The sequence below is a fragment of the Pseudomonas sp. CFSAN084952 genome (assembly GCF_009648855.1).
Lineage (GTDB): Bacteria > Pseudomonadota > Gammaproteobacteria > Pseudomonadales > Pseudomonadaceae > Aquipseudomonas > Aquipseudomonas paracarnis.
The window spans coordinates 2118852-2132936 of sequence record NZ_CP045767.1 but is presented as its reverse complement, the minus strand read 5'-3'; the positions used below and the strand labels follow the sequence as shown (position 1 = coordinate 2132936).

The following is a 14085-nucleotide window of genomic DNA, read 5'->3' as shown; positions in this document are numbered from 1 at the left end:
GAGTGACCGGTTATTACGAAGCGCCTCGAAGCCGCTGCTGAACCCTCAACAGGAATCCGGCTTCAAAAGCATCTTGGCAGTCGCCAACCGGAAGGGTCTTGCGTGTTTGCGCCAGCTCCCACCACAGTGGAATCTCACCGGGCGTATCAAGCCAAGCCTGGGCGCATTGCACGCCACGTTCGATCATCGGAGCAAATTCGTTGCCCCAAGGTGTCAGAAGACTTGAGCAACCATCCGCCGCAGGAATTGCAATGTAGTTTTCGTCCATACACACCCTAGAGTTCTGATTTTATTGTTAGACACTGGACCCAGCCTCGAAATCATAACGAAACCAAATGAACGCTGGATAACAGGTATGTGCATCAAATGGCCTAGATCAATACCAATGTAGACTATATCCCGTGGATTGAGAGTCCCTCAAGGCGCAATTTGCGCGCATGACTCAAGACTACGAACAGCTGCGTCTGCAACTGGCGGAAAACATCCGCTTGATGCGACGTATAAAGAACCTCACCCAAGAGCAGTTGGCGCTCATGGCCGAGGTCGATCGTACCTACGTCAGTCAAATCGAACGATGCACGGGCAATCCGTCGCTGATGGTCCTGTGCAAACTCGCCAATATTCTCGAAATCACGACGGATCAGCTCCTCACTGAGTCAGACACCCTTCGCCGTGCATTGAGCATCGAATAGCCATCTCGTCGCCCTGCAAATCCTTGTAAACCGACAACGCCAGCTTCAGCTTTATCACTGACGGTGTACGTTCAATCATCGAACGTGTCCAGGCCATTAGCCCAAAGAGCCTGGACCATGCCTGTCGTATGCCCATCAATCGCGCCCCAGAAGCTACGACCTGTGGCGCTGAGCATCCTGCTGGCGTGCGGGCCAAGCGTGGCGCTGGATACCGGCAGCATCACGTCCTCGGTGTTGTCGCCAAATTGCCTCGCCTACAGGGTCGTCGGCATTTGTTTCTGGCTGTTCTGCACGCCCTTCGGCTGCACAGTCAAAACCTCGACCAAGGTGCGTCATTTCATTCCTGAACTGGTGGTTTCGAGCTACGCCACCACGGGCAGTAACCCATGGACCGAGATGGCCACCCTCTCCTCTCCCATCAGCGGTGCGGAAGGTGGCGGTAACCTGATTACACCGAACACCCACCGCGACAACCTCCCCCGCTTCAAGAATGTCGATGGCATCGGCCACCCCGGTGGCTGGATGGCAACGCAACTGGCTTCGCAGGCCGGCTATGCCTGCGCCAGCGGTGCAACTGCATTCTTGCCTTATTACCTGAGTACCCTGGATTCACTGGCCTGGCGCCATGGCATCCCAGAAAGTTTCTACCCCGAGTCGCTCGTACCGGGGATCCGTGAAATTGGTCGTCAGGCTTCGGGAAACATGTGGGGCAACGTCTATCCCCGGCAGGGCTTTCTGGTACAGCCCGACGACTTCAAGGCGGCCGCAGTCATGGCGCAACGGGCCGGCGATGTGATTACCCGCAACTGGCAGCCGCATGTGTATGTACCGCTCACGCTCGCCAAACGCGACGGCTACTGGCCGCCTGGCCCGATCGTTGAAAACGACGCTTCGACCCACAAATGGCAATTGCTCTACCCCCAGGTTCAGCCGACGTGCGCCATCTTCCCCAGCGATCCAGTACAGAGCACGGATGGCGGCTACGCCTGGTCACTGTGGCGTCCGTATAGCTGCTGCAAACGTGAGGGGCAGACCTTTCTGTTCAGCATCGACTTCGAAGGCGGTGCGTCATGAACCGGCTTCGCGCGCGACCATGGTTGGGCCTGGTGAGTCTATTGCTCTACGGGCTGCTCGCCATGGCCACGCATGCTCACGCCGCCGAGGGCGATTACCGCCTGGGTAGTCAAGGCGAAGTGCTCGACGACCGAGTGATGTACACCATTGGTGGCGGCTCGGCAGTCGGCTCACCGAGTTCGCTCTACCGACCCAGCGGTCTCGGCGTCGGTGGGGCCTGGCGAGCGAACATGATGTGCGGAAACATGAGCCTCACCAACACCCTGCAAAACCAGCTGAACGGCGCCACCGAAGGTTTCCAGCAAATCATGGGCAGCATCGTGCAGAACGCGACCCAGGCGGTGATGTCGCTGCCGGCGTTGATCATCCAGCGCGCCAACCCCGGTCTCTATGAGTTGCTCAGTAACGGGGTGATGCAGGGGCGTATCGACTTCGACCGTTCCAAGCTGACCTGCCAAGCCATGGCCGAGAAAATGGCGGACAAGGTCGGTCAAGCCGGCTGGGGCGCGCTGGCCAAGAACCAGGAAATGCAAGGTAATCTGGAGCAAACCGGCGGTGATGCGGTGGCCGCAGTGAACAACACCGAGACCCATAACGGCAACAATGGGGTGTCCTGGGTCGGCGGTTCGAAGGCGGGGGGGAACGGGCAGACGCCCATTCGGGTGACTTCCGACGTGGTTCGCGCGGGCTACAACCTGCTGCACAACCGTACGGTGGATGACAGCACTTCGATCAGTAGTAGCGACTGTTTGGGTGGGGCCATTTGCCAGACCTGGGCTTCGCCCCAAGAGGAATCCGAATGGGCCGTTCGCGTGTTGGGCGAGAGCGAAGTCGCGACCTGCGACAGCTGCGAAACCCTGCGTGCTACCGCTGGCAGCGGATTGACGCCGCTGATTCAGGAGGCCTACAGCCAGCGCCTCAAGGCCTTGCAAGAGTTGCTGTCTGGCTCACTGCCGCCTACCCCTGACAACCTGGTGAAAGCCTCCAGCCCGATGCTGCCGGTGACCCGTGGTGTGATCGAAGCGCTGCGCGACGATCCCGACCAGGATCTACTGACACGGCGCCTGGCCAGTGAGACAGCCCTGTCCAGCGTGCTCGACAAGGCGCTATTGCTACTGCGCACTCTGCTGGCGGGCAGCCACGAACCCAACATCGCTTCCGCCGAACCGGCCCAAACTGCCTTGACGAAAAACATCGACGCCCTGGAGCGCGAAATTCGCCTGCTGCAGACCGAACTGCAGGTCCGGCAGATGCTGGCCACCAATACCGCCAGCTTGGTGCTCGATCGGCATGCCGGGGGCGCCGACGCATCACGCACCGTCGAACAAGGTGATCCCAAGCCCGGCCGACTTAATGATGCCGACGCCAAGCGCAAGTGAAGCCATGAAACGCTCACGACTGTTCACTCTGCTTTCAGGTCTGGGAATTGCCGCGGCGATGATCCTCACCGCCGCACTGGTCGCATGGATCGGCCGCACTGCGTTGGGTAGTTTCGAGGCCTGGCAGCAGGCATTCGAATCCGCACGGCCATATCTGCGGTGGTGGCGTGCCCTGCTCTACGGCGCCCTCTTTGCGCTCTGGTGGGATCTGCTTCGGCGCTACCGACATCGACCACAGGATCGACTGCGTGTGAAGCACATCGGGACATTAGGGCTCGTGCTCTTGACCGTCGTCGAGTTCACCCGACTGTGAGGTCACCACCATGCTCATGAGCACCAACAGCTACCTGGAGTTTTACCTCTCCCTGCTGGCCTGGATCATCAACAACGGCCTCTGGAGCGTCCTGTCCGACACCGGACTGTTCGCCGCGCCTTTTGGTGCAATCATTTTGCAAGAATGGTTGTCGGCCCGTCAGCAAGGCGCGGATGAAGGCAACAAGGGCCTGCTCTCGGTACCTCGGATTGAAAACCGGCTGTGGCTGGCCTACATCGTTGTGATGTTCGGCTGCGCACCGGTCTTTCCGTTGAGCCTCACGTCAATGGCGTTCGATGATGCGGCAAGCCAGCGCTGCGGTATCAGTGTGGCTAAGCCAGCAGAAACCGCCTGGGGGACGACTTTTAATACCATTGGCGAACGCTCCGCCAATGTGCCGATCTGGTGGTTTCTGGTGCATGCTTTGAGCAAAGGCGTGACCGCGGCGGCCACCGCCTCCATCCCCTGTGCGCCGGATATCCGGCAGATGCGCATGGAGATCGACAGCTCGCGCATCGACAGCCAAGTACTGCTGCAGGAAGTCGCCGACTTCACCCGCGACTGCTATGGCTATTCTCGCTCCCGGCTGTTTACCAACCGTCCCCAGTTGGACAAGGCTCAAAGTCATGATGCGTCCTGGATCGGCTCAAGCTATTTTCTTGATACGCCTGGCTACTACGATACGGATCGCTCACACACACCGCGCGTCAGCTGGCCGTATGACGAAAGTCGCGATGTCTCCTTGCCTCGGCTGGAGAATGGCGCGGGCTACCCCACCTGCAAGCAATGGTGGAACGATAGCGGTGTTGGCTTGCGCGAGCGCTTGATCGAGCAGGTCGATCCTTCGCTGCTGACTCAGCTGAAAGGTTGGTTGACTGGTCGTTCGAGCAACGAGATCGAGGATGCCACCCTGCGTGAGCTGGTCAGCCCGCGCCAGCAATCGATGTCCATGTCGCCCGGACAGGTGTACCAGGACTATGGCTCCAGCGCTCGTGGCGGCTCAATCAATCAGGGGCTCAATAACCTGGCCACCAACACCGGGCTGGCCCTAGGCTCCTTTAGCAACTTCCCAGCGATGAACGCGCTACGCGCCGCCCTGCCGATGGTGCAGGCTTTTCTGATCATGGGCGTCATCATCAGCCTGCCGCTGATCCTGCTGGTCAGTACCTATCAGCTGAAGACCGTCATGACGGTGACGTTCGCGCTGTTCACGCTGCACATGCTGAGTTTCTGGTGGGAACTCGCCCGCTGGATCGACTCCAGCATGCTCGACACCTTGTACAACCAAGTTTCGGCGTCCAATCAAGTGCTGTTATCGCTGCCTACGTCCGGATTTATGGATGGGACGGTCACGGCGCAGGTGATCGAGTATGTGATGGGGGCGATGTTCATCGTGCTGCCGATGGCTTTTCTAGCCACCATGAGTTGGGCCGGATATAGCGTAGGTTCCGGCATAGAAGGAATGCTCAGCAGGGGAACCCACGCAGCACAGACAGCGAGCTCAAACGGAACCTCTCAGTTGATGAGCGGTGCAAGAATTGTTTCGGGTAAATCGAGCTCAAAATAACAAAGAGGCTACTTCAGAGACCCCCATTTATCGTACCGCTCAGGCCAAGACATCCTATGCATTGGATCATCGAGATCGTCAATACCTGGAGTGTCTGAATCTTGAATTGGGATAGCTGCTAATACGACGATTGTGCACATCAGCACAAACAACCAGAAGCTAACAAAAAGAAATGCTCCGAGCAGAGCCAACTTGGCAGTCAGAAAACTCCCGCGAACAACAAATTTACCTGCAGGCATACCTACCGTCACCGCACGCTCAGCCACGCGGGCCTCAAACGTTTTCAACTTGCGATACCCGGGTTTTATCGACATGCCACAGGTATATGCCCAGCGGTGGGCACGGGAAACCTGAACAGTGTTCGGAGTTGGCATGGTCTCGCCCTCTACTGAGCGTTTTCATGGTTGAGACAGGAATAATAGCCTACTACTGAAAACGGCCCATGCCTGACCGCTTATCCGTTTGTCCAGCCGAAAAATCTTCACTGGAAGACAGAAGACTAGCCACGTGAAACAGCTTCTCTACAGCGATTGACCCATGTAAATCGTCCGGCTAAATACAAGGTACGGATCGCTGTTATCGACAGCATCTTCCCAGGTAGCCAGAGCCTTCAAGACTACGTCACTTCGGTGATGGTTCTCCCCAAGTGCGATTAGCGTTCGGTAGCTCGCACGGTCACCGTTTCTACGGTGATGAACGCCTACTGCTCTCCTGAGCGCCTTTCGAGTTCTGCTCGCCAGGCAAATCCTCTTGTTTTTCTTCAACCCACCGCGGGGAAATCCTTTCCCCGCACGGGACAGGTTTCTTCGCGTTTTCAACGGAGACACACCATGCCCGACTCACTTACACCGGAAACACTGAACACCCTTCGGTTGCCCATCGTGTTCACACCTGGCGCGTGGCAACGCGCAGTACAGCTCGAGCGTTCCGATCACGCTGGGAAGCTGCAGGTCGATCGGTTGAGCCACGTATTGCGCGCAGCCTTCGAAGCTCACCTCGCCTCTCCACACGAGCCCTACGTGCTGTTCGAGGTAGTCCACATTCAACCAACCGATCACTTAGACCACGACCCGTTGCTGCAATTGAGTCTCAGCCTACGCCAAGAACCGGGTCAGCCTGGCGCCTTACTGATAGCACTTGCAGGAGAATACCAGCGCTAAGCGCAATTGGCGGCGCCCACCTCCACATTCGGACGGCATGCAAGACCTGCATCAATCCAGTACATCACCCAACCGGGGAACCCTCCCCGACGGGCACGGCGTTCCTCCGTTTTTCTCTCGAGGAAATTGCCATGCGCGATATCTACCAAGACGTAACTGACAAGATCGTTACCGCGTTAGACCAAGGCGTTGCCCCCTGGATCAAACCCTGGTCCTCAAGTGGCTCCGCTTACATCGGTCATCAACCCTACCCCGTCAACGCCATCACGCGACGTCCGTATTCGGGCATCAATTTACCGCTGCTCTGGGCCGAGGCCAGGTTGCAGGGGTTCACTCAAGATCGTTGGCTGACCTTCAACCAAGCCAAAAAGACCGGTGGGCACATTCGTAAGGGTGAGCACAGCACTCTGGCGGTGCTCTACAAGCCGATGGAGCGCGAGGAACAGACCGAGTCAGGCCAACCCGTACTCGATGAAAAAGGCCAACCCAAGGTTGCTCATTTTGGCATTCTCAGGACGCATTTTCTGTTCAACATCGAGCAAACAGAGGGGCTTGAAATGCTCAATGAAACCCTGTTAGAGACGGAACAGAGTGATCCCTTCCAACCCAACAGCGTTGCGGAAAATCTGCTGTTAAGTTCAGGTGCACGCATCGTTCATCGGCCTGCAGACGAAACCTTTTACCACCCGATCAGGGATCTCATCCAACTGCCGACAAAAGCACAATTTCAAGATGAAGGGGGATACTACGCCACCGCACTTCACGAGCTGACGCACTGGACCGGGCATCACTCTCGGTTGCAGCGCGAGGGGGTGACGTCAGCCTGTCCGTTTGGCTCGCCAGGCTACGCGTTTGAGGAGTTGATCGCCGAAATGGGCGCTGCGTTTTTATGTGCCTACACCGGTATACAGGGAGAACTTAGGCACGAGGGCTACATTGACTCCTGGCTCGGCCTGCTCAAGGCTGACAAACGCGCGATCTTCCGCGCCAGTGGCCAGGCCCGAAGCGCCGCAGAGTATGTACTCAACCTGGAGCAGCAACTGAAGCAAGCAGTCTTGGATGACTCACTATACATGAACGATGGAGCTTGATCGTTACCTCACCGCTGCAAACGCTTCACAGGGCCCAACGCGAGTTGAGCCCTTTTTTCTGTTTCCAGAAAACAGACGGAATCATACGGCGGGCCCTCACGCAAAGAACAAGAGAGGGCGCACACCCGCAGCATGCCGTTATGTATCCAGGTTCTGCGCCAGAAAATCCACCAGCTCGAGCGGACTCCGGCTGTCGATCACCTTGTAGATCAGATCGCGTTTACTGCGCGGCAACTTCTTGACCACGCTCTTCGCCGAAGCCCTGACGGCTTCGTCGGTCCCATGGATACGTGCCGCGAGCAGCAGCACGAGCGTGGCGTCAGTGAGGTTCATGGCTAGACCCAAAAAAGATGCACCGCAGTGTACCGACTCTTGTCTTTTCCGTACTACCCCCAACAAAACGATGCCTAGCAAAATCAATATCCCGATTGCCGCACAAAGGGACACAAGCCAAAAGGACGGGTAAGGGTTGGAAGGGAATGGGGACTCAAGGGTAAGAGCTCTATCCGAAAAGGCTAAAAGGCCGCTGACCCAGCCACTTCCCGGAGGTCACGATGCTCAACCTGTTTCGCCGCAAAAGGCAGAAGCCTTCTGCGCCACCGACCGTCAACGTCGCAGCAGGTTACCTGTCCGTCGAGTCAGCCCATACCCTCTTAGCAGTGGAGCACCGCCGTCAGTTGCTCGATCGCATCTGGCAATACACCGCCCTCTCCCACGTCCAATTCACCCAGCTCTATTTAAATCCGATCCATCGCTACGCCGAACAAGTCCAGCAACTCCCGGCCAGCGAGACGCACCACCATGCTTATCTCGGCGGCATGCTCGACCATGGACTAGAACTGGTCGCCTGCAGTTTGAAACTGCGTCAGTCGTATCTGCTTCCCACCGGTGCTGCGCCCGAAGACCAAGCCGCCCAGACTGACGCCTGGTCCGCGGGCATCGCCTATGGCGCCCTGCTGCATGATATAGGCAAGATTGCCGTGGACCTGCTGGTCGAACGCCAGGATGGCCGTGTTTGGCATCCTTGGCAGGGCTCCCTGGATCAGCCCTACCGTTTTCGTTACATCAAGGGTCGTGACTACCACCTGCACGGCGCCGCCGCAGGCTTGCTCTACACCCACATTCTCGACCGCCCAATCCTCGATTGGCTCAGTGGATTTCCGCCACTGTGGGCCAGTCTGCTGTATGTCCTGGCGGGCCAGTACGAACGTGCCGGCGTTCTCGGTGAGTTGGTGATGCAGGCCGACCGTGTTTCCACCGCGCAGAACATCGGTGGCAACCCGAAGAAGGCACTGCAGGCCCCGACGCATTCGCTGCAACATCACTTGACCACCGGACTACGTCATCTGGTTCAGCACGAGCTGAAACTCAACCAGCCGGGTGCCGCGGGATGGCTGACCCAGGACGCCCTCTGGCTGGTCAGCAAGACGGTCACGGACAAGCTGCGAGCCTATCTGCTGTCGCAATCGATTGAAGGCATTCCTTCGTCCAACCTAGCGGTGTTCGACGAGCTGCAATCGCATGGGCTGGTCGAGTCCACCCCGGAAGGTAAAGCCATCTGGACCGCGCTTGTGGCACAGGGAAATTGGCAGCAGAGTTTCACCTTTCTGCGCCTTCAACCAGCACTGATTTGGGGAAACGAAGACCGGCCCGAGGCTTTCAGCGGAACGGTTAGCATTGCAGCCCATGACCACTCAACTGACACCCAGATACCAACACCAGCGCCCGAGACAGTCAGTGCACGATCAGGTCAAAGCCAACCGCAGCCGGATCCCACGGCGCTAGAGGATGCCGATTACCTCGGCACGCTGCTGGACATGTTCGAGTTGGAAGAGCCTGAGGCCAGTGACGCACCGTCAGAAAGCGCTCTCGAAACTTCAACCCTCCCTTCGGATAACCCTGGCCAGGCATTTCTGAATTGGGTCAAGGAAGGCATCCTGAGCCACAAGCTGGTCATCAATGACAGCAAGGCAAAAATCCACACGGTGAGTGGCAGCGTATTTCTGGTCACGCCTGGTCTCTTCCAACGCTACGCGCAGGAGTTTCCCGACATCTCACTAGGGGCCGATTCCGCAGGTGAGGAATGGCGATGGGTGCAAAAGCAGTTTGAGAAACTGAAGGTCCACAGAAAGAGAGACAATGGCCTAAACATATGGGCATGCCAAGTGCAGGGCCCTAGGAAGAGAACCACCTTGAAGGGGTACTTGATTGAGGATCCGAAGCAATTTTTTGAATTGATACCACCCGACAATCCTTTTCTTAAAATCGCAGAGCCTTAATACATGGTATGAAGGCGTCACCCAACATAAGGCTTGGTGAGTTTGTTCCTATGAACGCCTTCTAGGCCCTGGAAGGAAGCACCCGTGATGATGACTTGCGCTCCCGCATAAGCTTCTTGGCCCAAAAGGTCGATGAAAGGTTGAACGATAAAGTTCTCTTTGTCCTCGACCGACTCTCCCAGAAAGTCTCCGGGGAGGTCGATAATCGTCAAGCCCGGGTAGTGATACCCAGGCGTGGCACTTAGCGAGAGAAGGCCGTAGTGGTACGACATCAGGAAATACAAAGTGTCCGTCCCGCCCAAAGCAGAGTTCCACCGTCTGGTGCCAACCTTGATGCTGAAGCTTGACCGGGAAAGATTCACGTCTGGTGCGCTGTGCCGCCAGACTTTGGGTTTTAGGGTGTTAAGTGAGTTCAAGTAAGTAGACATACCTGCCGCGAGCATTTCTTCGCCATGACTAAAATCCGTCGTACGCATCTTTGCGTCGACCTGATCCTGCAACGGCTCAATGGTAGTTTCCATCTCCTGGATCTGTGCGGTCAGTTGCTCACCCAACTCGAGCGCCCCTTTGAGACGCTGTACTTGGCACTGCCGCTCGTTTAGCTCACCCATGGACATGTCAATCGCGCGTAGATCCTCGTTGACCAGGGCGGAAACCGCTTGCCGTGCCGGCGCAAGCTCAGTCTCAGCAGCCTTGAGTTGCTCATTGAGTGTCTCGTGCCTACGGGCAAGTCGTATTGCCTCCCGTTCCAAAACATCGAGTAAGCTTTCCGCTTCGTGCATCTCACCGGTGAGCCGATCGTTCTCGAACTGCAGACGTGCAGCGCCCATGCCCTCAACCATCGGGTCGCTCGGCAGATGCTGATGGCACAGATGGCAGCTAACGTCGGCGACAGCTTGAGCCGCGACGGGCTGATCACATGCGGGGCAATGCGTGACTTTCAAGTCGGCAAAAACTGCGCCTGCATCTTCTGCACGATGCAGCCGAGCCAGCTCATTATTTAGATCGTCGCGGTAGCGCTTCATTTCCTCAAGGCGCTCATTCGTCGCTTTGGCCTGAATAAACAGCTCCTCCCGTTCTATGATGAGAGTCGCCCTTTTTTCGCTCAATGCATCGATGCGACCACGCGACTCGGTCGCAACAACTTTATCCCTCCCATAGGTGAGCGTCCTGTTGCGTTGGACGTGCAGGTCGTCGAGTTTCCCAATGATGCACTCTTCTGCCAGTCGGACCATTTCTGAATTTACTGTCAGATCGAGGCCTTCAGCGGTCAAAAGGTCGCCGGCGAGCTCACTAAGCGTAGCGCCATACTGTTCACGACGCGCTTTGAGTCGCTCCGCAGTGAGCTTCATCTCTACCAACTTTCCATACTCGTCGGTATAGATATGCTCGGCGAGCCCGAGAAACTGCAGCATGCAGGCATGCTGTTCTGCGTCGATCTGCTGATCCGCGATCCCACCCCAGAATCGCTGCTGTCGATAGATGTGGCGCAATAACATCCGGAAGCTGAGCTCAGGCCACGTTTGGCCCGAGAAGGGATTGCCCTTCGGAAAGTGCAACAACGGAATGCCCAGCTTGTCGAGCAACACATGCTGAAAATCGCGAGGTGACAGCGGCTCGCCATCAACGAATACTTTGCTTTTGCTACCAGGCTCTTTCCAGCGCCTCTCAACATTCAGCATTTGCTCGCCGATTACAAGCTCGGCGCTGATCGCGTCATATTTCTCGTAGAGCTGCTCATCGAACGTGGACTCAAAGGAAGATGGATCACCCAACAGATGATCAAGCATCTGCAGCCACTTTGTTTTGCCCGTATTGGGCTGGCCAATCAGTAGATTGACGCCTGGCTGGAAAGTTAGTGCTTCCGTGGTGCCGGTAGTGAGCCGTCGAGACAATCGCGCGATCGAAAGGTAGGGGGCGCTCATGCCTCGATCACCTCGCCGAGACGACGCTGTCCAACTTCTTCATCAAAGACTTTGTAAATCATCTGCTTGAGCGAGGAGCCGCTGCGAGCGCCAAAAGCGCGCTTTACATCCTTCATACGATCCACAATTGGCTCAAAGGATGGAAGACCGAGCAAACGTTTCGCTCGACTTTGCCCGAGTTCGGTCAGGGCGATTTGATATGAGTTCTTCTCTTTAGTCAGCGAAATCAATCCCTTTGCTTCCAGATTTGCCAGCACGTGATAGTAGCGCTTGTCCCAAGGACCATAGTGATGCCGCACCATGGCTGATTCGACAGCGTGATCACTCCCCACTGTTCCGACCGACTGATCGCGCGCGACATTGAAGAAGTCTGGGTATCTAACGAAGAAGTCTAGCTTTGCCATCTTAGTCAAACCGTCAATTCGGCCTGCGGTCCCACATAGTTTCAAGAGCAGCAGCAGTCTTGCCATATGAAATTCGATGACGTCGTCGGCCGCTAGCGGCAAGCTCACTGCACGGCTACCCAAGCGTTCGAGTGACTTCATCGTAGTGGTCTCCCAAATCGGTGCAAGCATCGATCTGTGATGTCGTACATACATCCCTGTAAGAAGGCCGAGCGATCCTGCTCACTGTCAGGCCGTGCTTCGTTCACTTCGTCCAGGCGGTCCAAGCACAGTGAAAGGAACTCCACCCCGTCGATGTCCAGGTGCCCTGCAGAATATCGTGCTCGCAAACGCATCATTTCCGACTTAACCCGCTGTTGGAGCTCAGCTGTTTCGTCCGCTTCCATGTAACGAGGGGTCCTCATCAGCGCGGCATAGTCTCTTCTCAACTCAACAGCAAGCGCTATCATCTCGCTGCCAGCACCGATTTCATCGAGCTTGTGTGAGAGTTTGCCCCCTCCGGGCGCTGCGGCTCCGTCGCGAATTTCTGCTGTACGCCGCTCCCACCAAGCGCAAACTTCATCGCGCGCTATGACCTTCTTGTCACGATCGGGAGTCCATCGCGCCTCTCCAGCCCTTTTTGCCCATTCCCGTAATTCTGTGAGTAACACTTGAGCTTGCTCAGGAAGTAAACAACGACTATCGAGAGCAGATAGTTCGATCAATTTGATCAGATTTGCATTGGCGATGTTGCTTTGGTCGTTTCGAATGTCCCAGACGCAATTTTCAATCCAAAACTGTGTGTCGTTGCCCTTCGGCGATTTGGCGTCAGGGTGGTACTCGCTAATTGCGGCCTGCAGCGCAACTACAGCACTCCCATCTGATTCTCGTCCGAGCGAGCCGAGCGGATATGTCAAAACGCGAAGTGGAGGCGCTACGGGCCTATGGGTGACCAACCTGAAGAGAGAAGGTAGATCGTGCCGGTCACGAGCTAGCGAAACCTCAAAAATCGAAGTCCCTAAGCCTTTCTTGCGAGTACAGAGATTGGCTACGGACCATAGCTGGTCCAGCTGGTTACCTTTGACCTGGACAAACTCGGCATATCGAATACCGTCGATACATCGAACTATTAGAATGTCATCGTGCGATTCGCAATGAACCTTTACGATAGCTGAAGAGCGCAGCATCTCAATGAGAAAGCCAACGGCAACTTCATCCTGATAACTGAAGCCAGCTCTGGCAATTGGGCCTCCCTCTTCTTGTGGAGGGATTTCGTCTATAGATGGCCAGACAATGGGCCCAGGCAGGGTATCGTCAATAACGGTCATCAATTTTTTCCATTTTTCGCCCTTCCCTGGATGCCGCTCGATAAGTTGCGGCAACTTAACGCTTGAGGGCCGTTTCGGCTTTACAGGAGTGTGCCTGTGTGAGCCCTAGACTCGCAAGCAGTTGGCCGCCAGAAAAGAAAGGCATGAGACGGTCACGGTCCTCAGCGCGACATCTGGCACAGTGAAACTGGCGAAACTGACGTAGGGCGGTGAGCGACCTTAGATTTTATAGGCTCTCACGGAACGTCAATACACACGTCTCATTGCCGACTGATCAGGATCCAAGGCGAATGCTCATTCAATACCTATTCGGACAAATTTTGCCCCATTGGTTCGCTAGCTGGAAAAATGTTTGGCATAGCAATCAATCAGGGCTGACGCCTGAGTTACCTCGCGAAATGCGATCTGGTCTTCAATGTCTAACGAGGGCAGCATATGGATAAGCTGATCATCGGCATACAACCTCAGCACTGCTTCCGGCTCAAGCCCATTGCTGATACGGCCAGTAATCCTCTGAGCCATCTCGATAGCCGCGCCGATCATCACGTCGGCGAGCTGCACGGCGGGGCTATTTGATGTAATCCTTTTATGGCAAGCCGTTATGATCATCTCGTATGAATTGTGAATGGTGGGTTCAATCTTCATCGGAATCAAATGAGGGGGCGAACGTTGGCATTTGATGAGCCATATTCGCTTGCAAGCGAGCAGACTCGTCAATACTGAGGAAATCGACCCTGCCATTGGGCAGATATCTGACCCGAGAGATGCTGTCATACCCCCCTACTCCTTCGACAAAGCGCATACGGCCGGTTCGGCACATTTCTACCAGGACTCCCATCCGCTCCTCAAAATCAGCCCGGGTTTCTGGCGTATCAAAAGTAGCCATAATTTAAA

The 14085-nt window shown here is 56.2% G+C and carries 16 protein-coding genes; 8 read left to right on the top strand and 8 right to left on the bottom strand.

The features are described from left to right. Positions 1 to 13: 13 nt before the first annotated feature. Positions 14 to 268, bottom strand: a complete 255-nt coding sequence (locus GH769_RS09655; protein WP_153649635.1) for a LasR-specific antiactivator QslA — start codon at positions 266 to 268, stop codon at positions 14 to 16. A 169-nt stretch (positions 269 to 437) separates the two neighbouring features. Between GH769_RS09655 and GH769_RS09650 the strand changes: the two genes are divergently transcribed. The 5 genes from GH769_RS09650 (at position 438) to GH769_RS09630 (ending at position 5025) form a co-directional block, all read left to right on the top strand. Then, positions 438 to 692, top strand: a complete 255-nt coding sequence (locus GH769_RS09650; RefSeq protein WP_153649634.1) for a helix-turn-helix domain-containing protein — start codon at positions 438 to 440, stop codon at positions 690 to 692. A 117-nt stretch (positions 693 to 809) separates the two neighbouring features. Continuing rightward, positions 810 to 1766, top strand: coding sequence for a TIGR03756 family integrating conjugative element protein (locus GH769_RS09645; RefSeq protein WP_153649633.1), 957 nt, complete (start codon positions 810 to 812; stop codon positions 1764 to 1766). Then, the gene (locus tag GH769_RS09640) at positions 1763 to 3145 is read left to right on the top strand and encodes an integrating conjugative element protein (protein ID WP_153649632.1); all 1383 of its coding nucleotides are present in this window, start codon (positions 1763 to 1765) and stop codon (positions 3143 to 3145) included. The genes GH769_RS09645 and GH769_RS09640 overlap by 4 nt, the downstream gene beginning before the upstream one ends. Positions 3146 to 3149: 4 nt before the next feature. After that, positions 3150 to 3458: a hypothetical protein gene (locus tag GH769_RS09635; RefSeq protein ID WP_153649631.1), complete on the top strand. Its 309-nt coding sequence runs from the start codon at positions 3150 to 3152 to the stop codon at positions 3456 to 3458. Between the two features lie 10 nt (positions 3459 to 3468). Continuing rightward, the gene (locus GH769_RS09630; protein ID WP_153649630.1) at positions 3469 to 5025 is read left to right on the top strand and encodes a conjugal transfer protein TraG N-terminal domain-containing protein; all 1557 of its coding nucleotides are present in this window, start codon (positions 3469 to 3471) and stop codon (positions 5023 to 5025) included. 8 nt (positions 5026 to 5033) lie between these two features. On the opposite strand, the gene GH769_RS09625 is transcribed toward GH769_RS09630, so the two are convergent. Continuing rightward, a complete protein-coding gene (locus GH769_RS09625; protein ID WP_153649629.1) occupies positions 5034 to 5399 on the bottom strand; it encodes a DUF3742 family protein in 366 nt (121 codons plus the stop codon). Positions 5400 to 5855: 456 nt separating this feature from the next. On the opposite strand from GH769_RS09625, the gene GH769_RS09620 reads away from it, so the two are divergent. Both GH769_RS09620 and GH769_RS09615 read left to right on the top strand, forming a co-directional pair. Beyond that, the gene (locus GH769_RS09620) at positions 5856 to 6185 is read left to right on the top strand and encodes a hypothetical protein (protein WP_153649628.1); all 330 of its coding nucleotides are present in this window, start codon (positions 5856 to 5858) and stop codon (positions 6183 to 6185) included. A 131-nt stretch (positions 6186 to 6316) separates the two neighbouring features. Then, the gene (locus GH769_RS09615; protein ID WP_153649627.1) at positions 6317 to 7276 is read left to right on the top strand and encodes an ArdC family protein; all 960 of its coding nucleotides are present in this window, start codon (positions 6317 to 6319) and stop codon (positions 7274 to 7276) included. A gap of 138 nt (positions 7277 to 7414) precedes the next feature. Here the strand turns inward: GH769_RS09615 and GH769_RS09610 are convergent, their stop codons facing one another. Next, the gene (locus GH769_RS09610; protein WP_020300924.1) at positions 7415 to 7609 is read right to left on the bottom strand and encodes a hypothetical protein; all 195 of its coding nucleotides are present in this window, start codon (positions 7607 to 7609) and stop codon (positions 7415 to 7417) included. A 221-nt stretch (positions 7610 to 7830) separates the two neighbouring features. Between GH769_RS09610 and mobH the strand changes: the two genes are divergently transcribed. Next, positions 7831 to 9555 (top strand): MobH family relaxase, encoded by a 1725-nt coding sequence (mobH, locus tag GH769_RS09605; RefSeq protein WP_153649626.1) that lies wholly within the window; start codon positions 7831 to 7833, stop codon positions 9553 to 9555. A 17-nt stretch (positions 9556 to 9572) separates the two neighbouring features. Here mobH and GH769_RS09600 read toward each other — a convergent pair whose 3' ends face one another. From GH769_RS09600 to avs1c, 5 genes are all read right to left on the bottom strand, one after another. Continuing rightward, on the bottom strand, positions 9573 to 11480 hold the full coding sequence (locus GH769_RS09600) for a hypothetical protein (RefSeq protein WP_153649625.1): 1908 nt from the start codon (positions 11478 to 11480) through the stop codon (positions 9573 to 9575). After that, positions 11477 to 12025: a hypothetical protein gene (locus GH769_RS09595; protein WP_153649624.1), complete on the bottom strand. Its 549-nt coding sequence runs from the start codon at positions 12023 to 12025 to the stop codon at positions 11477 to 11479. The genes GH769_RS09600 and GH769_RS09595 overlap by 4 nt, the downstream gene beginning before the upstream one ends. Then, complete coding sequence (locus tag GH769_RS09590; RefSeq protein ID WP_029290812.1) at positions 12022 to 13191, bottom strand: dsDNA nuclease domain-containing protein; 1170 nt, start codon at positions 13189 to 13191, stop codon at positions 12022 to 12024. The genes GH769_RS09595 and GH769_RS09590 overlap by 4 nt, the downstream gene beginning before the upstream one ends. Positions 13192 to 13527: 336 nt before the next feature. Further along, positions 13528 to 13836 (bottom strand): hypothetical protein, encoded by a 309-nt coding sequence (locus GH769_RS09585; RefSeq protein ID WP_029290810.1) that lies wholly within the window; start codon positions 13834 to 13836, stop codon positions 13528 to 13530. Then, positions 13826 to 14077, bottom strand: coding sequence for an AVAST type 1 anti-phage system protein Avs1c (avs1c, locus tag GH769_RS09580; protein ID WP_175581887.1), 252 nt, complete (start codon positions 14075 to 14077; stop codon positions 13826 to 13828). The genes GH769_RS09585 and avs1c overlap by 11 nt, the downstream gene beginning before the upstream one ends. Between the last annotated feature and the right edge of the window lie 8 nt (positions 14078 to 14085).